The 23,037-nt window shown below is 53.1% G+C and carries 13 protein-coding genes; 6 read left to right on the forward strand and 7 right to left on the reverse strand.

Annotation, left to right across the window (positions count from 1 at the left end; genetic code table 11):
- Positions 1–42: 42 nt before the first annotated feature.
- Positions 43–1,056: a hypothetical protein gene (locus HOO88_07065; GenBank protein ID NOU36513.1), complete on the forward strand. Its 1,014-nt coding sequence runs from the start codon at positions 43–45 to the stop codon at positions 1,054–1,056.
- A 45-nt stretch (positions 1,057–1,101) separates the two neighbouring features.
- Here HOO88_07065 and HOO88_07070 read toward each other — a convergent pair whose 3' ends face one another.
- The 3 genes from HOO88_07070 to ilvB form a co-directional block, all read right to left on the reverse strand.
- Positions 1,102–2,967, reverse strand: a complete 1,866-nt coding sequence (locus HOO88_07070) for a radical SAM protein (GenBank protein NOU36514.1) — start codon at positions 2,965–2,967, stop codon at positions 1,102–1,104.
- A gap of 62 nt (positions 2,968–3,029) precedes the next feature.
- The gene (ilvN, locus tag HOO88_07075; protein ID NOU36515.1) at positions 3,030–3,530 is read right to left on the reverse strand and encodes an acetolactate synthase small subunit; all 501 of its coding nucleotides are present in this window, start codon (positions 3,528–3,530) and stop codon (positions 3,030–3,032) included.
- A 55-nt stretch (positions 3,531–3,585) separates the two neighbouring features.
- Complete coding sequence (gene ilvB / locus HOO88_07080) at positions 3,586–5,304, reverse strand: biosynthetic-type acetolactate synthase large subunit (protein ID NOU36516.1); 1,719 nt, start codon at positions 5,302–5,304, stop codon at positions 3,586–3,588.
- 251 nt (positions 5,305–5,555) lie between these two features.
- Here ilvB and HOO88_07085 point away from each other — a divergent pair, with 251 nt between their 5' ends.
- Positions 5,556–7,151: a glycosyltransferase gene (locus HOO88_07085; protein ID NOU36517.1), complete on the forward strand. Its 1,596-nt coding sequence runs from the start codon at positions 5,556–5,558 to the stop codon at positions 7,149–7,151.
- A gap of 6 nt (positions 7,152–7,157) precedes the next feature.
- Here the strand turns inward: HOO88_07085 and HOO88_07090 are convergent, their stop codons facing one another.
- Positions 7,158–8,144, reverse strand: a complete 987-nt coding sequence (locus tag HOO88_07090; protein NOU36518.1) for a hypothetical protein — start codon at positions 8,142–8,144, stop codon at positions 7,158–7,160.
- Positions 8,141–15,805, reverse strand: a complete 7,665-nt coding sequence (locus HOO88_07095; protein NOU36519.1) for a hypothetical protein — start codon at positions 15,803–15,805, stop codon at positions 8,141–8,143. Before HOO88_07095 ends, HOO88_07090 begins: the two co-directional genes overlap by 4 nt.
- 206 nt (positions 15,806–16,011) lie before the next feature.
- On the opposite strand from HOO88_07095, the gene rnr reads away from it, so the two are divergent.
- The 3 genes from rnr (at position 16,012) to HOO88_07110 (ending at position 19,901) form a co-directional block, all read left to right on the forward strand.
- Positions 16,012–18,309, forward strand: a complete 2,298-nt coding sequence (gene rnr / locus HOO88_07100; protein ID NOU36520.1) for a ribonuclease R — start codon at positions 16,012–16,014, stop codon at positions 18,307–18,309.
- 73 nt (positions 18,310–18,382) lie between these two features.
- On the forward strand, positions 18,383–19,063 hold the full coding sequence (locus HOO88_07105; GenBank protein NOU36521.1) for a hypothetical protein: 681 nt from the start codon (positions 18,383–18,385) through the stop codon (positions 19,061–19,063).
- Positions 19,047–19,901, forward strand: coding sequence for an aldose 1-epimerase family protein (locus HOO88_07110; GenBank protein ID NOU36522.1), 855 nt, complete (start codon positions 19,047–19,049; stop codon positions 19,899–19,901). The genes HOO88_07105 and HOO88_07110 overlap by 17 nt, the downstream gene beginning before the upstream one ends.
- A gap of 107 nt (positions 19,902–20,008) precedes the next feature.
- Here the strand turns inward: HOO88_07110 and HOO88_07115 are convergent, their stop codons facing one another.
- Complete coding sequence (locus HOO88_07115) at positions 20,009–20,827, reverse strand: tRNA threonylcarbamoyladenosine dehydratase (GenBank protein NOU36523.1); 819 nt, start codon at positions 20,825–20,827, stop codon at positions 20,009–20,011.
- Positions 20,824–21,780: a hypothetical protein gene (locus HOO88_07120; GenBank protein ID NOU36524.1), complete on the reverse strand. Its 957-nt coding sequence runs from the start codon at positions 21,778–21,780 to the stop codon at positions 20,824–20,826. The genes HOO88_07115 and HOO88_07120 overlap by 4 nt, the downstream gene beginning before the upstream one ends.
- A gap of 108 nt (positions 21,781–21,888) precedes the next feature.
- Here HOO88_07120 and HOO88_07125 point away from each other — a divergent pair, with 108 nt between their 5' ends.
- Positions 21,889–23,037, forward strand: coding sequence for a trypsin-like peptidase domain-containing protein (locus tag HOO88_07125; protein NOU36525.1), 1,149 nt, complete (start codon positions 21,889–21,891; stop codon positions 23,035–23,037).

The raw sequence follows: 23,037 nt of genomic DNA on the forward strand, positions 1-23,037 counted from the left end.
GGCGTTTTAGAAGGGCTTTCATTAAAAGAGAGAGAGACCGCGATGACAGATAAAAAATGGTTGGGCAAATTGTTCACGAATTATTTCTGGTTTGGTCTTATATTAGTTCTGCTGTCTTGCACGCTTCAGGCTGAACTAAAATCTCCACATTATCTAATCGAAGCGGTTATTCTCTTCATGCAAATGATCGGGCTGACTATCATAGTAGCAGTCCTCTTCACTTTCACGACAGGTACTTCGGAGTTTCTTGATAAGATTACCGCTCTGCTGAAAAACATCGTGATAGACAGAAATTTTCTCGCGAATATCGATGCCGACAGCAAACGGAACGCGTTGGTTGCCTTAATAAAGCCATCAGAATCAGAACGACAACGTTACGCTGATATAGGCAGATACTATGATGTTTTTGTTAAGCATACGTTAAACATCACAAAGAAGTCGGTCCGTAGCGATTACCGGTTAGATGCACGAGCGTTTATAGATAAAGAAAAAATTGTATGTGTTGAACAGCGCCTGTCATACCGACTCCATCCAACAATAGAAGGCTTTACAGATGTCCAAATGAGATTGGATGATAAAACTCTTGGTTCTGATTTCAAGTGGGTACGCGTCTCCGATCCTCAAGGTAAGGTTATCCTCGACAAACTCCCGCAACCCGAACAATGCGAACATCGCGGTAATCCCACTCTTATAAGCACAATTCCTTTACGTGAGCTTGGTAAAGGATCTGATCATCTCATCGTCCAATGGTGTATCGTAGAACGCGGTCACGATCACTGGATACATCTGACATTCCAAGCTCGTGAACCTACGGATGGCTTCGAATATTTCCTGCAATGTGAAGATGATCTTCATATCTGCGCGCTTCAGACGTTTGTGCATGGCGCTGATTTCAAGGTTTATAGGGAAGGAACCCGAAGAATAGAAATATCGTGTCATGAGTGGTTTAATGAAGGCACTGGACTGGCCCTCGTGGTGTCCAACAATTGTCCAGAAGTTGAAACGAAGAGCGAATCTCGAGATAAAGATGACATAAAAAATGAAAAGGGCTCCTAAACCGCGCCAGATTCATCCTTCAAAATCGATAATTTCCAATTCTCCTCAAAAAAATTTATTCAGCCAATCCGTGACCCGAACATCGAAGCCGGTGCCGTGCTGATAATTATACGTGGCGGTGCGGAGCGCTTCGCCGATGGCGGCGAGGTCGTAACCAAACTGTCCGTCGAACGGAATTTCGTTACGGGCGAATCCGCCGGAAGTTTCCGGCAAGAGTTTGATTCCAAACCGTTCGGGTTCGCGGGCAATTTCGCTGTGCGCCGTCAGCGCGAAGCGGTGCCAGTAGGCCGAATGTAAAACGCCCTCTTCCATTAGACGGCGGACGGTTTCCAATCCCTGGAAGGTTTCGTCCAGTGTCTGCGTCGGAAAGCCGTACATCAGGTAGGCGTGTGTCATGATGCCCGCCACTGACAGATTCACCAGAACTTCTTCTGCTCCGGCGACGGTGATGCCTTTGTTCATCAGCTTGAGTGTGCGGTCACAGCAGGTTTCGAGTCCGCCGGTGACGGCGATACATCCGGCATCGGCCATCTTTTCGATCAGTTCTTTAGTCAGCCGTTTTTCAAAGCGGATATTGCCCCACCACTCGACGTTCAGTTCGCGGCGCAGAATTTCGTCGCACAGTCCGGCGAGTAGCGCAGGCGGAAGCGCTTCGTCGACAAAATGGAATCCGTTAAAGCCGGTCGCGGCGATGACCGATTCCATCCAGTCGCAGACGGTGGACGGGCGCGCCGGATCGTAGCGGCAGATGTAGTCGATGGTCGTGTCGCAAAAAGCGCAGCGTTTCCAGTTGCATCCGTGCGCCAGCACCAGCTTGTTCCAGCGTCCGTCCGACCAGAGCCGCGTAACCGGATTGAGCACTTCAAACAAACCGAAGTAGCGGTCGAGCGGCAGGCCGTCATAAACCGGCGGCGGAAGCGTGTCGTGCGCGACCGGCGTTTCGCCGCTGTCATAAAAACAGACGACTCCATTCTCACGAACAAACGTCCGTACAAAATTCGCCGGTTCCGCGCCTTCGGCAATCCGGAGAAGCGGAAGCATGCCGCTGTCGAGCGTGATGAAATCAACGGTTTCAAAGATGGCCGGATCGGTCAGTTCGCGCAGTTCAGTGTTCGCGTACCCACCGCCCAGCACGATGCGGATTTCTGGCCGGGTCTGTTTAATCCGCCGCGCAATGGCCAGCGCGCCGAACAGACAACCGGGAAACGGAACGGTGATTCCAACCAACTGAGGGCTGTATTTTTGAATCTGCGCGTCAGTCAGTTCTTCCAACCATTGGAAAAAGAGCAAGGCCGGCGGGACGCCGGCGGTACATATTGCCGCCGTCCCGGCGTCCGCAGAACGTATCGCCGGCGTCCCGCCGGCCTTGGAATTTAAAACTGACGGCGCGCTCGGCGATCGCGCCCTACCTTGCCGCTCCAGTGCCTCCTGAATCTTTCCGAAGTTTGGAAGTGAGGACGCCAGATGCTCAGCGTAGCGGGAAAAGCCGAAGTGCGGATCAATCAGCGCGGCGGCTTCGGCGATGTCGTCGAGAAACAGACTGCATAGATGGCGGGCGCGGTCATGGCGGTCGAGTCCGCGGAAATCCCAGCCGAACTGTTCTTCCTGTTCATAGGCACGAACAAGGTGCGTTCCTTCCGGAAGTGCGCCGCGTTTGGCAAACCGTTTTGCTAACGATGGATTTTTGTCCTGTAAAAACTCCATCACATCGCCGATCACCGCGCGGTATTCGTCATCAAGATTCAGATGCGAGAGACCGTCGGCAGAAAATAATTTAAGAAGCAGTTCGAGCGAGAGGTCGGCCTGCACCGCGTCGTGCCCGCAAAAACGAAGCCACGCCGTGAGAATCGGCGTGGCGGCGTACGGCGTGTTCGGCTGTAACAGCGGCGGCGTTAGCAAAAGGGTTTTCATAAACGCTGTTAACGTAGGACAGCCATCTTGGCTGTCTAGACAGGCTGGAAGCCTGTCCTACTTTATGTGGTCTGCGCACCGCGGGCCAGCAGGACTTTGCCGGTGCGGACGAGTTCGATGATTTTGAATTTTTCAATCATCTCAACCAGCGCGTCGATTTTCGACGGGTCGCCAACCGCCTGCAAGATCATCGACGTTTCGGTCAGGTCAACGGTTTTACAGCCGAAGTGTTCAGCGATCTGCAGTGCTTCGCCGCGCCCTTCCGCGCCGACAGCGATTTTGATCAAACCCATTTCTTTGACAACAGCGTCGTCATAGGTGTGGTCGGTGCAGCGCAACACGTCGATCAGCTTACTGACCTGACGGATAATCTGGTCGAGGCCGTCGGCTTCGCCGCTGACGCCGATGGTCATGCGCGAAAAATGGCCGTCCATGGCTGGCGAGACGACGAGCGACTCGATGTTGTAGCCGCGCCGCGAAAAGGTTTGCGCAATGCGCGCCAGAACGCCGGGCTTGTTAGTGACGTAAACGCTCAACGTATGAATCGGTTTATTGTTAATCATGACTTTCTCCCTACAAAATTTTTCTGATTCCTGTTCCCTGACTCCTGCCCCCCGATCAGGTCGATCCCGTCGGTTTTTCGAGTTTCTTACTGCCCGCTTTCGGCGCTTCAATAATCATCGCTTCGATGCGCTTGCCGGCGGGAATCATCGGGAACACGTTGTCGGTTTTCTCGACTTCGCAGTTGATGAGGCACGGGCCTTTGTTGTAGGCCAGCGCGGCTTTGACGATGCGTTTAACATCGCCGGGGCGGCGCAGGTTGAAGCCTTTGATGCCGTAGGCGTCGGCCAGTTTAACGAAGTCAGGATTGCCTTCAAGGTCAACGCCGCTGGTGCGGTCTTCGTAGAAAAGTTCCTGCCACTGGCGAACCATGCCGAGGTAGTGGTTGTTGAGAACAACAAACTTGATAGGCAGTTTATGGAGCGCGGCGGTGGCGAGTTCAAACTCGGTCATCTGGAAACCGCCGTCGCCGCAGAAGGCGATCACGGTGTCTTTCGGACGGCCAAACTGCGCGCCGATGGCCGCCGGAACGCCGAAGCCCATCGTGCCGGCGCCGCCCGAGCTGAGAAAATTGTTCGGTGCGTCGGTTTTATAGAACTGCGCCGCCCACATCTGATGCTGGCCGACGTCGGTGACGACCACGGCTTTGCCGTTGGACAGTTTGTAAAACTCGTCGATGACGTGCTGCATTTTGAGGCTGCCCTGCCGTTTGAATTTGAGCGGGTATTTCTGCTTCCAGCCGTCGAGCGTTTTCAGCCACTCACCCGTGTTGAGCTTGCCGACGTGCTTACTCAGTTCCTCAATGAAGAGTTTGGCGTCGGCGATGCAGTGGTATTGAGGACGGATCATTTTGCCGATTTCCGCCGGATCAATATCAACGTGAATCACGGTCGCCTCTTTGCAGAAAAATTTCGGATCGCCGATGATGCGGTCGTCGAAGCGCGAACCGATATTCAGCAAGAGGTCGCATTCGCACATCGCTTTGTTGGCGTAAGCCGTGCCGTGCATACCGAGCCAGCCGAGCGACAGTTTATGCGTTTCCGGAAATGCGCCTTTGCCCAGTAGCGTCGTGGTAACCGGCGCGTTCATTTTTTCCGCCAGCGTGCGCAATGCTTCGTGGCCGCCGGAAATCAAAACGCCGTGTCCGGCCAGAATAACCGGCCGCTGCGACTTGCTGATGGCTTCGGCAATTTCTTTGACCGTTGCAATGTCGATCTCTCCGGAATGCGGGTTGTATCCCGGAATATCCATTTCGGCGTGCAGGTTGCCCGTAAACGATCCAGCGCTCATGTCCTTCGGAATATCGATCAAGACCGGGCCGGGCCGGCCGGTGGTGGCGATATGGAACGCTTCACGGACCGTGCGCGGAATGTCGTTGGTTGATTTGAGCAGATAGCTGTGCTTAACAACCGGCATGGTGATGCCGAAAATATCCGCTTCCTGAAACGCGTCTTTGCCGATCATCCACGAAACGGACTGGCCGGTCAGAACAACCATCGGAACCGAGTCCATGTGCGCGGTCATAATACCGGTGATCACGTTGGTGGCGCCGGGGCCGCTGGTGACAAGCGTAACGGCGGGCTTGCCGGTGGCGCGGGCATAGCCGTCGGCCATGTGAGCAGCGCCCTGTTCGTGGCGAACCAGAACAAACTTAATGTTGCTGGGCGTGGTGATCATCGCGTCAAAAATCGGGATAACCGAACCGCCGGAATATCCGAAGATATATTCGACACCTTCCGCCTCCAGACACTTGATCAGCGCCTGCCCGCCATCCATGACTGTTTTATCCATCGTTTTCTCCTTAAAATACAATGCCTGTAAAAATTTGAATAAATTTACACCTCATTTTTAAGCCATCAAGAAAATTGATCATATTTTTTACCAAAAAAACGGTATGTTTTTAGACTAATAATCACATAAAGATAATTTACGAATAATTTTATGTCTTAATCTGTCGGTTAAATTCACACTCCGGTCGAAAAAAAGCTTCTTCCCGCTGGCAAAACCCTCTGATACCGTCTTGTCCCATGAACAATCCGTTGAATATTCTGATGGTTGCCGCCGAAAATGACGGTATTACCCGCTGTAAGGTCGGCGGTATTGGCGACGTAATTCGCGACATTCCGTCCGCGCTGGCCGACCAAGGTTGTCAGACCTCCATCGTCACCCCGTCTTACGGCTTCCTGCACGAACTGGGCGGCTCGACCCGCGTTGCCTCTATCCGGTTTGTTTTCGCCGGACATCAGGACGAAGCCGTTCTCTACCGCGTCCGGCCGCGCACCGCTATGGCTGAGCGCTCTGCTCACTACGTCATCGACCATCCCGCCTTCCTCCATTACAACGCCGAAAAAGAGCAGTACGACATTTACAGCAACGATCCGCTTGGCCGCCCGTTCGCCACCGACGCCACAAAATTCGCCTGCTTCTGCGCCGCCGTTTCCGCCGCTGTGCAGGAAAATCTTTTCGGCCCGCTCGACGTTCTGCACCTGCACGACTGGCACGCCGCCTTTCTGCTCCTGCTCCGTAAATATGATCCGGCCTGTGCCGCGCTGAAAAAGCTCCGCACGGTTTACACCATTCATAATCTCGCCTTGCAGGGCATCCGCCCGCTCAGCGGCGACCGCTCTTCGCTGGAAAGCTGGTATCCCGACATTCAGTTCGGCGACGAAATTCCCGGCGAACTGCGCGACCCGCGCTGGATCGACTGCATCAATCCGATGGCCGTTGGCATCCGGCTGGCCGACACCGTTCATACGGTTTCACCGACGTACGCCCTTGAAATCCTCGAACCCAGCCGCCCGCCGCAATTCTTCGGCGGCGAAGGACTCGACGGCGACTTGCAGCGCGCCATGGCCGAAGGCCGCCTGCACGGAATTCTTAATGGATGCGAATATCCGTCCGTAAACCCGGCGAAGTGTGATATCGGCAAACTGATTGGCATTCTAAAAGCCGAAGCCGCGCACTGGGCCTCGCGACGCTCCGACCTGTCCTTCGCTGATTTCCTTGCGTTCCAACGCTTGGAAAAACTCGAAGCGTCGCGGAGTAAACCGTCGTTTATCGCCACCAGCATCAGCCGCGTCGTCGACCAGAAAATGCTGCTGATCAAAGCTCCCGGAACCGACGGCGTTTCCGGACTTGAAAAAATCCTGAAAGCCATTGGCCCGAAAGGTCTGTATATCCTGATCGGCACCGGCGACCGCGACACCGAAGCCTTCCTCACCGAAGCCGCCGCGACGCACAGCAACTTTCTATTCCTCAACAGCTACGCCAATAAAGCGGCGGAAAATCTCTACGCATCCGGCGATCTCTTCTTAATGCCCAGTTCGTTCGAGCCGTGCGGAATCAGCCAGATGCTCGCCATGCGCGAAGGCCAGCCGTGCCTTGTTCATCTTACCGGCGGACTGCGCGACACCATCCGTCCCGGTATCAACGGCTTCGGATTTGAGGGCTCAACGCTTCATAAACAAGTGGACAACATGGCCGCCGCGCTTAAAGACGCATTACACCTACGCACGTCGGAACCGGAAAAATGGCAGGCCGTCTGCACAGCCGCCGCCGAAGCACGCTTCTCCTGGAGCGCCAGCGCGAAACAGTACATCGAGAAACTGTACGCAAAGAACTAGCTGGCGTTAAGGCGCAAAGCGGTCGCGGCCACCGAAAAGGTTTTTGTCTGGATCGAATTCGACGTTCCGATCATTGAAAGTTGGATTCAGGTAATAGGTAAAATAGACGCCCAGATTTTTTTCGTCCGCGAAATCGCAGATAATATCGCCGTAGATTTTGCCATATTTGGCTGAAATTATTTCTCCGCTTCCATTCACCACCGTTTGCGCGCGAAAGAAAAAGTTCATGTTCTCTCTTGGAGAAGGATTAATTCGCCCATCACGAGTCGGCGTGATTTTTCGCTCATAAATCCAGTTCGTTGCATAACCGAACTCTGAAGAAAAATATGGCGAAGCAAACATGCTTCTATCATTAAATTCAGGTTTAACCGGAATTTCAAACGTCTTAATCCCATCCTTTTGATTAGGGAAGGTTATCTCTAAAAATGAGTTCCGCTCTAAATTGGAGTCAAATTTCCCGGTTGCGAAAAAGAGCATATCCGTCCGGGAACCCTTCCCATAAGGGGAAACCCAATCGCCTTTTTCGAAATCGAACCCAATCGGCTGATTGAGCGCAGGAATTACCGTTTCGACCTTCTTTACATACATCGGAACCGGATTTTTAATTCGCTTTAGAACCACCGTATTGGTCGGGTTCCACGGCTGCCAGCGATTGTTGATTACCGGCGGTTCAACCATTCCAAAAACATAACGCCCCTCCGTTTCGTAATATCCGCTCTTTTCCATAGAGTACCACATGTCCATACAGGTAACCCCTTCAACGGCGCATAGTCCGTTCGTATCGGTTTCTCCCGTAATAATTCCCTGCTTTTCGGGATTATAATAAAAACCGGCCTGCACCTTGACCTGTGCAACGGAATTTTGCTCGTCGTCCAACACCCGAAAAGTGATCTTTGCCTTTCCGCCCTGCGTAACGGCAGTTCCATATTTTCCAGCATAACTTGATAGAGAGAACAGCCCTATCAACACTAATCCAATAATTATTTTTTTCATTTCAGACCACCTTCCAATGTCAGTTCGTTGAACAATTCGTATGTGTATAAATAGGCAACGTCTTTACAGTCGCTGTGGAGCCACCGTTTTTTATAAACGGGATGATTCCTCGGCCAGCCATTTGCTTTAAGGGTGCTGATATTAATGTTCTTCGCTGGAATAATTGCCTCGATGTTGGTTAACCCAACCGAAGGCGACATAGCAGAAATCCCCATGGCGAGCATTTGATTAACCTCGTTGGTGCCAAGGGTGCCTACATGAATATACCGGTCGGGGTAATGGCCAAACGCCGGGTCTTTTTGCCGTGCTGAAGCATCCAAAACGTTAGCTTCTTCGGCTGAATAAGCCTTCAGCCCAAGCAGATTGTGATGAAAGCCCCATCCCCACCACTTGGTGGAGCCAATCGGCGACGGCAGTCCGGGAAAATCACGGCCTTTGAACACTTCCTGCTTTTGCCATGTGTACCGCTCCAATCCGTGAATTTCCGAACTGGGAAGCCAGATATCAAAATCAAATTCAACACCGGTCATCATGTTAACCGACGCCTGATTGATTTCAAACACTTCATCCTCCGAACTGTAAAAGTTGTATGCAAACGGCACAACTGCGGCGAAACGTCCGCGCCAAGTCAGTTTCGCCCGTGTGTCGGGGAGTGAGTAAAGTTCATGGAAATTGGCCGACCACGTCTGCAGTGCATATCCGCGCCAGTCGGCGTGCAACATTGGATTGTTGTTCGCGGCGGCGTTGAATAGAGAACCATCAAAGGCCTCCGAAGCCACGGCGGCATCCAGCATCAGATATTTTTGCACACTCATGCCATAATCTTGAATTGCACTGGATACGACCATGTTTCCAAGGCTGTGCGCCAGCATAATCTTTGATCCGCCGATTGATTCCACATAGTTTTTCAAATACGGCGCTGTTTGGAATGCGTGATTTACATTTCTTTGATACCAAGGGTCGACCACCCCGGATTCGTCACCGCGCCAAGTTATGGCGTGAAATCTGGCCTTCGACCCTGACCAGTAAAGGCGTTTAAACATTTCAGCTTGCCAGCCGCGTGAGGATTGTTCATCAACGCTGAATCCGTGCAAGAAAAAGAGATTTGTTGTACTGCACAGCGAATCAGGCCAGTTCGGCGCAGTACTTCGGTCATCAACATGTTTATCGCCTCCAATTTCCGGACGTAGATTTTTGTGGCGGAACATGTCTTCGACGCCGGAGAGGCGTAAGGGCAGTTCGGTTCGGGCGACGACGGTGTCGTTGGAGAGAACTTGAAGAATCAGCGGCGCAGTTGATGGTCGGATCGCCTCCATCAACAGAATGCCGTTGTTCGGATTTTCTATAATCCGTTCAATAAATTCGGAACTTAAGTCAACGCCGCCTGAGGTGATTTGGATGGCATCCGCATCGCGGACGTTCTGAGTGAAGTTGGAGCCGCAGGAGCTGATGTCGGTGATGAGGTAGTCTCCGGCGTTCGTTTTAGCCAAATCGGTATAAACAAACTGCAAGGCATTACTGGCCTGACTCAGCCGGTACGTAAACCCGTTGGTAACCGGACAACCGGCCAGCACCAAACCGATATCGAGCCAGACGGGGAAGAAGTCGGTCAGGTCGCAGCGCCCGTTGACTTTTTGATCTTTACAGTTTGGAGTGCGGCTCCTCGGTAACCAGCTTTCTTTCTGGCCGGGAATGTCGCTGTCACCTTCGGCGATATCGCCGGAGTCGCTGTCGTCGTTGATCCAGAAGCGGAAAGGAAGTCCGTTGGTGGATTCGTTTTCATCGGCAAGGTCTATCTGCCGGTCACGGTTCCAGTCCGGAACCAGTTTTGGTTCGATCCGAACTTCAACGGAAAAACGGGGCATGTCGTTTTCAAAGTAGGAATAGCGGGTTACCGCATCTCCGCAATAGAGTCCCACGTACGAACCCCACGACCCGCAGGATGTCGGCCACAATGCTCCGACGTATGGGCCGTAGTAAGGCGCGTAAAAGCTCTCGTCGGCGTAATAGTCCAACCCCTGCTCCGCCGGCGAACCGGCGCCGGCGCCCACAACGAGTACAGCCAGATCGTTGGTACGCAATTCAGCAGAAATATCTTCCGCAGGTTCCGGCTGAGTTTCCCCGCGAGTATGAAAAGTAATCGGCTGGCCGTTCGACGCCCTGTAAAGGCGGAGATTAGAAGAAGCGGAAAGGCAAATTCTCGGCGTGGGAGCATCCGGATGAATAATAATCCGTTTAAAAACAACCAGCCCCGCCGCGTTCGTGTCCCCAAGACAGCCGGGCGTGTTGTTCAGCGGAACACTCATTCGCCGACCGTAAGCTCCGGCAGCGGCTCTTTTAATTCTGTAATCCAGTGAATATGGATAAATGAAGCTCGAATCCTCGGCGACCAGCGCGGAAGTCCGCATGAGTCTTTGCTCATGGATCGAACCGTCCTGATTAACCGCGGTTATATCAGTTTTCCGGTATCTCGCCCCCGGTTCTCCGAAAAATTCTTTCAGAAAAACCACATAGTTGACTTCGGGTTTGTGTTCTGGACCAGGAACCGTACTGACAAACGCGGCCTCCGGGTTGCGCTTTGTAACCGCGCCCTGAAAAAGAAATTCGGGCGGAGAAACATTTATGTCTTTTGTATCTTTTGCAACACTCACACTGAACGATGGATAGCGGTGAAATTCATCACAGTTAAGTTGCCCGTTATCGTTGGCATCTCCGCCAGGTCCGCCATAACCGTCACACATCAGCCAATCGTAACTGCTCCGGCCATCGCTGTCGCCGTAAATTTCGTTAACGGTCATTCCTGTGCCAGCACCGGGAGAGTCCGAGTTATATGGATCGCCACCGCGGCGGTACTCCTTCAGGTTGACCAAGCCGTCGCCGTCCGGATCCAGCAGTGCATCGTCGACTAAAGGTTGCAGGCCGCGATCAAACTCCCACTTGTCCGGCATGCCGTCGTCGTCACTGTCCGCCTTAAGTGGATTGGTACTCCAAACCAATATTTCTTCCCCGTCATTTAGTCCATCATCATCGGTATCAGAAACGTTCGGGTTGGTTCCGTAAACAAATATCTCATCCCAGTCACTCAACCCGTCACCGTCCGTGTCCGTGCAAAGCCGATCCGTGCCATAAAGAAGAATTTCATCGCAATCACGCAGTCCGTCACCATCCGCATCGGTCGCCGGATCCAACGGATTTGTATCATACAGATAAACTTCATCGCCGTCGTTCAACCCGTCGCCGTCTGTATCCGCACGCTTCGAATCGGTATGGTGTATCCGGATCTCATCGGCGTCAGTCAGACCGTCAAAGTCGGTGTCTGGATTATTCGGATCGGTTCCGTATACAACGATTTCCTCCCGGTCACTCAGTCCGTCGCTGTCCGTGTCAGCGCAAAGCGGGTGGGTGTTGTAACGGTACTCTTCGCGAACGGAAACCCCGTCCTGATCAAAATCCTCCCGACCGGAAGCGACGGTAATGTTGGTAAAATAGAAAATCTCCCACTTATCGCCCAATCCGTCGCCGTCCGTGTCGCTGTCGGAAAATTCAAATACGCCGATATCAGTAACAGAGGAGTCTGCATCGTTACTCCAAAGCGGATGATCCCAGCGGGGATTTCCGGCGGGATCTTTCTCCGGCGCCCCTTGATCGCTGCCGTGATCAATGCAAGGAGAATTCGGCAACGGTTCACCGGTCACCGAGTTCAGCATTGGGTTGATGTGAATATTGTTTGTGCCTGTCACTTCCGGAAGACAGCAGAATTCAAAAACGGGTCTTATCACTTCGTAACTCCAGCCCCACCCGGTCACAGCAGGGTACGAGCCTTTTGAGTTTCCCCATAGAATCGTATTCCGCACGGAAATGCCGGCATCCGCGCCGGTATTCGCGAAACCTAAAACTCCGAAACAGTCATTGCTGTATAGAGTGCAGTTTTGCAACCGGGCAGAGGCAGCCCCCATAAAATTAAACACGCCGACATCTTCACCGCCACTTATGCCGTTTTCCAGAAAAAGGCAATTGAGGAAATCGCTTTCTCCGTTCCAAATATTAATCACCCCCTGCGATCCGGGGTTCCGCCGGAAGGTTGAATCAGAAACAGAAATTTCGGAATCACCGCCAGTGATCAGCGCCTCATGCAGCGGGTCGTTCTGCAGAAACAGACAGCGGTTTATCCGGACGGAACCGTTCTCCGCAGTCAATAGACTGCATGAGTTTCCGGTGAACGAACAGTCATCCATCCGGAGCGAAGAGTCATAGAAAAGCAGCCCGTGATGCCCCCGGTTGCCAGTCGCCGTGCTGTTGAGTATTTGCACGTCCGAGCTGTAAAAATGCAGCATGCCTCTTCTCGGATCAAAGGACGATGCCATGTGAGGGGAAAACGGCTCATTGCCGTCGAAAAGACAGTCCTTAAAAACGGCTCCCATATTCTCGCCGTAAACAGCGCTGGCGCCCCAAGCATTCGCCGTCACATTGGATCGGAAAATACAATTTTCGATTAAAAGATTTGAGTTCCGGCAAAAAACGGCACCACCGCACCACGACCACGCTTGCCACGCTTCTGGGCCTATTGCCTCCGGCGTGTCCTGAAAAAACTGGAGTCCCCGCAGAATAAAAAATCCGGGTCGCGGATTTTTGAGGAATTCGTCCTGTTGCATATTTCCAAGGATAAGACTCCGCGCTTCATTTTCTCCGTCCAGAATACAATTTTCCGGGCCGCTCTCGGAGAAAAGCATGAACGGGTGTCCGAGTGAGTTCAGGTTTCTGTTTTCCGGTCCACAGTAAGTCCCGTCCGATATAGAAATAATGTCATAGTCGTTTATCAAAGAGAGAACCGACTGGATATTCGTGGCGGCGGTCATGTTGCTGTTAAACGGCGCAATATGCTGCCCGGAGAGCGACACATACCGGTCGGGCGGAGGAAAAGAATTTGCGTCAAACAAATCAGTGCCGTGCCTGCATTCATAGACATTCGGGAATCCGTCACCGTCGGAATCAATTAGCGCGTCCGATGGATCGAAAGGATCCAGACCGCGCCCCATCTCAAACCGATCCGACATCCCGTCGCCGTCGGAATCGGGGCCAAAAATTATTTCTTCCGCGACGGACCATCCGTTGCTGTTCGCACTGGTCGCGTTCGGATTAAGTCCAAGGTAGGCCGCTTCGGCATAGGTAAAAACTCCGGTTCCTCCGACAAAACTTCCGCCGTCAGTAACCGTATCCGGCGTTCCAAACCATTTCATCTCCCAGATATCAGAGACGCCATCGCCATCCGCATCCGTATTCATTTCAACCGCCAGCGATGTTCGTCCTCTGATTTTCAAGGCGGCGAACTCGACGGAGCCGCTTTCCCACTGCGCCCCGATAATCGGGACGATTTCGCTGAAATCGATTGCTTTATAATTGTAGGAAATTCCACCGTCGGCACGCAGAACCATCTGAAAACTCAACCGGGAACTGTCCTCAAATGAAATAATGCACCGGTCGGTCTCGCTTTGCACATAAACAGCCGCATCAGGACTATTGATCAAATAGCATTCATGCCAAAAGGCGCAAAGGGTTCTCGGCGCAATCTGCGCCGAAGGAAGCGGAGCGATTCCCCACATCATCGGATATTCGTCGAGACTGACAAAGCCCTGTGCCGAAACATAAATATTGGTGCTGGTGGTGCCAGCATACGGAAACTCGAAACCCAGCGGAACTGCGACGATGAAATTGTTGTATGTGGACGCGCGGATTTCTTCGCTGATGTCCTGTCCTGTCTGAGAAATGTCGATCCACTCATAATCGGTTGGCTTCATGGAGTACATTAAAGAGGAACTCAAATCCGTGGTGGCGAGCGGATCCGTTTTATAAATATAGATCTCCGCCCAGTCCGATAGGCCATCCGAATCCGTGTCGCTAAAGGACGGACTTAAACCGTACAGATATTTCTGCCGGTACGTCAGACTCCGCCCGGGGGTATCCGCAAGCTGGCCGCTGGAAACCGCATCAAGGCGTCCGAACCAGAGTTTTTCCCACCAATCCGGCAGGTCGTCTGTATCCATGTCCACCCACTCATCCGCGCCCATGTCCGGAAGCGCATCGCGCAATCCGCCATTCAAATCGAAATTCGCCGCGTTTTCTCTGTTACCGCAGTTCACAACGGACGACTTTTCCGATGCCGTGTGCCACAACTGCACCAGTCGGGGGTTAACGTCGATGTTGGATGCACCGGAATAACCGTCCTCTATGCAGGAATACGAAACCGTCGCACCGTAAATCTGGGCGTCACTTAAATCCGCCCGGTTACTCCACACCACGCAGTTAATAGCAGTTCCATTATAAATCGCACCGCCCCGCTCCCAGGCATGATTATTGAGCAATGTACAATGGTTCAATTCCGATCCGGCGGTCTCGCTGTAAACGGCACCACCCTGCAAAGCCTGATTGTCATTAAAAACACAGTTAAACACTTCCATTGTTTCGCTGCCGGCATAAATCGCACCGCCAGCAGTTTCCGCACGGTTAAAAGAAAACACACAGTTGCGTATAATTGATCCGGCTCCGGAAACATAAATTGCGCCGCCATTATCGGCAGAATAGCCGTTTTGCAGCGTCAGCCCGGCAAGAACCGGCCAGCCGTAAGTCGCATCAAACAGACGGCTTGATCCGTTGCCATCCAGCACGACGGTGCCGGGTGCTGCATAAATAAGAACGTTGGTTAAAGCCAACTCGGCCGCCGCCCCCATATTGTAAATTCCCGGCTCAATGAAAATGACCGGATATTCATTGTTCGCCACGGAATTTATGGCGGCTTGGATGTCCGTAAAGGTGCCGTCATGCCCGTTCAAACTGACGACTGCATCCGGCACCGGCACCGCAACAGGATTCGATGGATCGGTGCTATGAAGATATTCATACAAGTTCGGAACTAAATCACCGTCCAGATCATTCATGGCGTCACGCGAATCACATGGATTCATCCCGTGATGCGCTTCAAAGCCGTCAGGAATCCCATCTGCATCGGTATCTGAGATCATGGGATTTGTACCGGCGAAAAATTCCTCGTGATTCGTCAGACCGTCGCCGTCAGGATCTGCTCCGGCATCATTCATCAGAGGATCCATTCCTGCGTTGAGTTCCCAAGCATCCGGCATTCCGTCGCCGTCGCTGTCTGAACAAAGAGGGTCAGTGCCCCACATATACTCCGTGCTGTTATCCAGCCCGTCGCTATCGGAATCCACAGCGCGATTCGGTATCAGCGGATTCAGACTATGCGCAACTTTCCAACCATCGGAAATCCAGTCCCCGGCGCTGTCCCACTTGTCCGGAGATGTTTTGTAAACATATTTTTCGCGGGCATCCGGGATGCCGTCGCCGTCGCTGTCTATATCCATATTCCCGGCAACAAAAAATCCGCCGTTACTGATTCCGGTGTACCATCGGGCAGGATTTCCGTCGACCGGCCGCAGACTCACAGCGGCCACACGCCAATCGCCGGAAACAAGATTTGAACAGGTATAAATTTCTACGCGATTAGTAAATTCGCCGGGCGCAGACACGACGATGCTCAAGCCGTTACTTTCAGCCTCGCCGCTGACAAGCAAGTCATCACTGCGAGCCGCAGTCACCAGACATAATCCCGCAACGGCAATACACAGGCCGAAAAGTTTCGCTTTATTCATTAATTCCCCGGACGCGCTTTACTTTGTTTTAAAGACTTCCGGCAAGCTATCTATCACCCCGTATTCCGTCAAGGCGCTTGTGTAAAGAATTTGTTAAAGTTGAATTGTGTGGCAAGAAATCGTCGAGGCGCCCTGCTTGACATGCCCGGGCGACCACCGCCTCATTAGTGTTGATTCCGGCTGGAATTAGCGGCTAAGCTCCCCGCATGACAAATCCGACACTTGAACAGCGCATTCTCGCCCATCTGAATAAACCCAACTATCAGCCGCTGACCCGCCCCGATCTGGCCAAGGCCATGCGGATCCATAGCACGGAGCGCAATAAACTGCGGCAGGCGCTGATCGACCTCGAAAAACAGGGCAAGGTTTCCTGCTTGCGGAAAAACCGCTGGGCGGCGGCCGGAAAAAACTCTTCCGGACAAACGGTGACCGGCAGTGTGCGTGTGATGGAAAAGGGCTTCGGTCTGTTTGCTCCTGATAACGGCGGCGAAGAAATCTACATCGCCCGCGACGATCTAAAGTGCGCGCTCCATGAGGATCGCGTTTCCGTTGAACTCTTCCCGAAGTCCGCGCCGGATCGGCGCGGCAGTCGCGGCGGCGGACAATCGCCGTCATTCAGCAATCGCGAAGGCCGTGTGGTTGAAGTTCTCGACCGCAAAAATACGGAAATCGTCGGACTGCTCCGCCGGACGCCCTACTACGCTTATGTGATTCCCGATAATCTGCGGCTGATTCAGGATATCCGCGTCGCCGCCTGGGAAAAAGGTCTCGAAGAAACGCCAGAAAATTACAAGGTGGTGATTGAACTCAATGAATGGAGCGATCCGTTCAAGCCGCTCACCGGAAAAGTGATTGAAGCCCTCGGCGACCGCGACGACCCGAATGTCGAGATGCAGTGCATCCTGCGCGCCCACGGCTTCCAGCAGAATTTCTCCGAAGAGGTTCTCGCCGAAGCCGCGCGGATGCCGCACGAACTGCGCCCGGAGGATTACGAAAACCGGCAGGATCTGCGTAAACGGCTGACGTTCACCATCGATCCGGAAACCGCGCGCGATTTCGACGATGCCATTTCGCTGGAGAAAGTTTCCCGGGGCTGGAAGCTTTCCGTACACATCGCCGACGTCGCCCACTTTGTGCCGCGCGGCTCGCTGCTCGACAAAGAAGCGCTGCACCGCGGCAACAGCATTTATCTCGTTGACCGCGTCGTCATGATGCTGCCGACCGAACTGACAACGCGGATTTGCAGCCTAAATCCGCACGTTGACCGGCTGGCGCATACCGTCGAAATCCTGCTCGACGAAAAGGGTCAGATGCTCAGCGCGGAAAGCTGCCGCTCAATTATTCATTCGGATGCGCGACTCACTTATGAACAGGTACAGTCTCTGTTCGACGGCGATGAACATACCGGAATTCCGTCGAACGTTTCTGATGCGATCATGGCGTTGCGTCCGCTGGCCCGCGCGGCCCGCGCACGGCGCACCGCCAACGGCTCGCTTGAAATCAATACACCTCAAATCAAATGCCTGATGGATAAAGACGGCAAAGTCGCTTCGATCAAAAAAGGCGAAGCCAAGGAAGCGTATCAGCTCATCGAAGAATGCATGTTGTTGGCGAACGTCGCCGTCGCCCGCAAACTGAAAGATGCCCAGTGGCCTGCGATTCACCGTATTCACGAAGAACCAGACGAAGACCAGTGGGCGCAGATGGGCGCTGAACTTCAGGCGCTCGGCATTAACGCCATTCCGCTGACGCGCAGTGACATCAATGTCGTGATGGAAAAAATCGAAGGCACGCCGCTGGAATACACCGGAAGCCTCGCCGTCCTGCGCAACCTTAAGCGCGCCGGTTATTCCGCCGAGCCGGTCGGGCACTTCGGCCTCGCTTTCGAGGACTACGTTCATTTCACTTCACCGATCCGGCGCTATCCCGACCTCGTCATCCACCGCCTGCTCAGCGCGCTGGAAGAAAAGCAGTCGTCGCCGTACCGGACGAAAGACATTGAGTCCATCGCCGCGCAATGTACCCGCACCGAAACCGAAGCCGATCAGGCCGAAAAGGAAAGTATCGAACTGCGCCGCGTCGAGTATTACAACAACCTGCTCTATAAAGGTGAAACCGGCCCGTACAAAGGATGCATCATCCGGATCCTTAATAAAGGGCTCATCGTCGAACTCACCGACACCATTCAGCGCGGGCTGGTTCCTTTCGCCTCCATCACCGACGACCGCTACGACGTGAACGCCGCGAAAACCCGTGCCACCGGTCAGCGCACCCGCCGGATGTTTAAAATCGGCGATGTGATTGATGTCGAACTGGTCAAAGTCGATCTGGCTCATAAATTCATCGACTTCAACCTCGAAGGACAAAAAGCGGCGACCGCATTTGCCGCCAGCAGGAACAAGAAGGGCGTTCCGCCGCGCAGTAAACAGAAAAAACAGCAGGTCACGCTGACCGGCGACCGCCCACACGGCCCGAAGCAACAGAAGCGCCGAAAACGGAAGTAATTTTCAACCGAACTGAAAATTCTGACGCTTTTTATTCGTCACAACCTTTGCAGTAGATTACAACCCGCGCCCTATGCACATCATTTTTAGGAACGGCCTGAACGCCGCAAAGAAAAATATCGGGCCGGGACTTCTTCTGCAAGGGTTGGCTCTGGCACTGGTTCTGCTCTACTACTTTCATCCGCCGACCCGGCAAATGTTGCTGGAAGTTCCGAAAATCAGGCAGGCAACCGGGTTTCTGTTTCCTCTTCTGGCCACCGCTCTTTTCGGCGGATTGATTCCTTTTCTCTTTCTGGCCGTCCGGAAAAAAATTGCCGCCGGGCGTTACATTTCAGAACTGCTTTTTATGCTGGGATTCTGGGCGATCACCGGACTGGCGATCGACTCTCTTTATCAGGCACAGTCCGTCCTGTTCGGCGATCAGGTTGATGCCGCGACGATCATAAAAAAAGTGGTGGTTGATCAGTTTGTGTTCAGCGTCTTTTGGTCCGCGCCGTTTGCCATCGTGACGATGCACTGGAAAAACTGTGGCTTCTCATTCCAGGCCGCGATCAAGAGCTTTTCGCGCAAACAGTTTCTGATCAAACTTCCTTCGATTCTGCTGGCCCTCTGGGCTGTGTGGATTCCAACGGTCGCCATCGTCTACTGTCTGCCGCCGGCTTTGCAGTTTCCGCTGGTGAATATCGTACTTTGCTTCTGGTCGCTTTTACTAACCGCCCTGAACTCCGGAGAAAACAATGAGATCGATTGCTAACAAATTCCTGACCATCGGTGTAAAAGAAAAAGGCGCTGAGCTTTGCAGCATCAGAGATTCCGGCGGCACGGAATACATGTGGCAGGCCGACCCAGCATTCTGGGCCCGTCACGCGCCGGTACTTTTTCCAGTCGTCGGAAGACTGCTCAACGGACGCTACGAGCTGAACGGAAAAACGTTTGAACTGCCGCCGCACGGCTTTGCGCGCGACATGGAATTCAGTCTGGTCGAACAGAGTGAACACTCACTCGTTTTCCAGCTTCTGCCGACCGCCGAAACCCGCGCCCGCTATCCGTTTGAATTCGCCCTGAACATCATTTACCGCCTGAACGTCAACAGCCTCGAAATCAGTTATGAGGTGCGGAATAACGGTGTAGAAAGGATGCCCTTCTCGATCGGCGCTCATCCGGCATTTAATCTGCACGGCCCGGTCGATGAGTGCTTTCTGGAGCTTGAAAAAGCTGAAACGCTTAACACTCATCTGGTCAGCTCACATGGATTAATCCGTAGCGAAACGGCACCGGTTTTAGAAAACTCCAGCATCATTCAGCTCACTGAAACGCTGTTTGACCAAGACGCTCTGGTGTTTATGGACATGAAGTCAGAAAAAATCACGCTCGGCGCAAAGCACCACTCACGCCGCTTAACAGTGGAGTTCCCCGGATTTCCGCAGCTCGGCATCTGGTCCAAGCCTGGCGCACCGTTTGTCTGCATCGAACCGTGGTACGGTTACGCCGACCCCGAACAGCCGTATGGCGACATCATGAAAAAGCCGGGTATCCAGTATCTTGGAGCGGGCGAAACGTTCGTTTGTACGCACCGGATCAGCATTCAATAATCGGTGGATGCGTGCAATGTTTTGGAGTGCGGCGGCAAACGCAGTGCGACGCCGCGATGTAGCCGCGATCCTTGATCGCGGACTAAACCCGAGGTCAAGGACCTCGGCTACAAAATTCCGTAATCCCGTTCGCCAGATTTCCGGCAAACATCCTGCACAACCAGTCCGGCGAGGTTGAAACCAAACGCACCGGTGATATGCACCATCGAGCCGTTGATCTGCGCTTTCTGATGGCACCAGACATCGGACGGAATTTCGTTCCCTTCGTCATCAAGTTGTTTGGGACAGAAACAATGCGCTGAACCGCAGGCGGCTTTTACCGCTTCGAATGCCGGAAGCATTTCCTCGGAATAGACGCATAGACAGTCGCCGGTCGCGCCGCGCTGACGCAACCGCTTGCGAACGAAATGGGCCAGCCGGCAACCGCGCGATTTCCAGATCGAATCCACGCGAATCGTCGTGGCATCCAGTTTACTCGCCGCGCCCATGGCGGAAAAGAGCGTAACGCCGGATTCCATCGCGGAGGCAATCAGATCGACCTTATGCGACAGGCTGTCGATGGCGTCGATAATGTAGTCGTAGCCCGTCAGATTGAATTCCTCGCGCGTTTCCTGATTATAAACTTTCTGTAGCGCCGTGATGTCTGCGTCAGGATGAATGTCGAGCAACCGTTCCTTCAGCGCGTCAACCTTCGACCGGCCGACGTTTTTCGCCGTCGCCTGAAGCTGGCGGTTGATGTTGGTCACACAGATTACATCGTTATCCACAATCGTCAGATGGCCGACGCCGGAACGGATCAGCGCTTCGGCGCACCAGCTGCCGACACCGCCGACGCCGAACAGAATCACGCGGGTCTCTGAGAGCTTCTTGAGCGCCGCTTCACCGATCAATAATTCGGTTCGATGAAATGCCGGATGTTTTTTCATATGTTTCGCAGTGCGGATGAGGAAATATCTGCGCGGAATTTTGATTCCGGCACAGCTTCAAAAAGTGACGCGAAACCCGGCGGCAGAGCAAGATTTTCCAGAGTCTGAAAAACTCCGTTGTGTTGGCGACCGGCGACCAGAAATTTGGTTTCCAAGGTTTGGATTTTTTTCCAATCTTCGGATGTGTAGTCCTTGATGAACCGGATCGCTGTATCGAACCCGACCACAAAGGTGGTTTTAGAAAAAAGTTCGGCCTTCTGAATAAAGCGCGGAGCGTGCGTCAGTGCCACCGGAATATCGCGGATGGCGGCGGCGCGCTTCAGACATTCGGCTTCCGGCGTTTCCGGTTTATCGACATTGACGCAGGAAAGCTCAAAGGTTCCGCGAAGACCGGTCATTTCTTCCGCGACGTTAAGTAAATTGAAATGTCCCTGATGAACCGGATTGAACGAACCGGGAAGCATCAGTCCGCGCTCCGCGCCGACAGCCTGCCCGATGAGAACAAGCAGCCAGTCGCTCAAAAGCGACTCCTGCTCCGCGCGGGAAGCTTTGGAAAGATGAAGTGCGTAAACTTTTTCTGTGTCAGCGTTTTTTATGCAGATGAACGCGCGGTCGTCGCCGCGCCGTTCGCGATCGGTTTGCAGAGCGGCGGTGCAAGCGATTCCCATAACGTAGGACAGGCTTCCAGCCTGTCTAGACAGGCAGGATGCCTGTCCTACATTTTCAATAGCTTTCTTTGCGAGCGCACGAACAGTTTCGGGAGAGACGGATTGCAAAGGAGCTTCGCCAAGAAAGCGTTCGAGCGCTTCCGGCGAATACGGCACATGCGCCTCGGAGACAAAGCGCGAGGCGCCGGGAGTGCTGAGCAGTGCATTGAGCGCTCCCGATCCGCCGCCGGTTGTGACCAGCACCGCCCGCCAGCCGGAGTTTATAATTTTCGATACCACAGTCATATCCGAGTTCGTTTTATACCGGTTTCTGCTCCGAAAAACAGAATTATATGTTGTCACTGATTCCTTGCGCCGTTACTTTTGCGGAGTCTTACTCGCGGAGGAATTCATATGGTTCGGTTCATCCTACTTCTTGTCCTGTTCGGGCTTCCTTTGTCCGGGCTTTCTCAGTCGAACTACATGAAAAGAAGACCCCCGAAAGCGAAAGTCCCGTCCAGCGAACCGGCAGAAAAGAGCGAAGCACAACCGGTAGTAAAAAGCGAAACACAACCGGCGGCAAAAGAAATCCGTCGTCAGCCCGCCGTTCAGATTCCTGCGGAGCAGATGCGAGCCATCGAAAATGCCTTCTACTTCGTTAAAGGCAAGAACGGAAGCGGAAGCGCGTTCCTGATGAAAGACGATTCCGGAGTATGGTTGGTTTCAAACAGCCATGTTTTTGAGCACACAAAATCACCAAAAATCTCCAACATTAAACGCGACGAGATTGCCTTGCCCGCTGTTATTGAAGTGGCGACAGACCGCGATCTGATCCGCTTTCGTGTGGATCGGACAAATGGACTGTCTCTGGCCGAATCGTGCAATTACAATCAACCTATTTACGCCTTTGGCGACAGCGGCGGAGCCGGTGTCTTGACTGTGCTGAGCGGCAACGTGGTGGCTATGGGATCCGACCGGCTAGAAATTTCTTCCAATATCATTCCCGGCAACAGCGGGGGTCCGGTAATCAACGAGAGTAATCAGGTCGTCGGCGTATCTTCTTACCTGCTCAAGCCCAAAAGCCTGCCGGACTGGATTACAAAAGACACCCCATTCGCAGATGCTCGGCGCATGGCACTGAGATTAAATGATGCGACATGGGTTCGAGTTGATATGGGGAAATATCTCGAAGAAGCTGAAATCGTCAATGAAGTTGAAAATGGTGTTGATGCCTTTTTTGATATCATGGCGTCCCTGTCAGAAGACTCCACCAAGCCCATTACCAGCACGATTGATAATGACGCAATCCAGGAATGGCTTCGCAAGCACAACCAGCTTGCGAGTAAATTTCACACAGCATATCGCAGAAACGAAACCCGATACCTTCCTCAAAGCATCAAGAAAAACATTATTGAACTGGCGGAGGTGACGGTCGATCTTGAGCGGAGCGCAAACCCAAAACAAGTGACAACCTCGTACTTCGAGGTACGATTAAAGTCGTATCGCGAAATGTATAAGTCCATACGTGAGCATATGGAAACCGCATATTCCGGTCTGAATTAG

The organism is Kiritimatiellaceae bacterium (genome assembly GCA_013141415.1).
In the GTDB taxonomy this organism is placed as follows: domain Bacteria; phylum Verrucomicrobiota; class Kiritimatiellia; order Kiritimatiellales; family Tichowtungiaceae; genus Tichowtungia.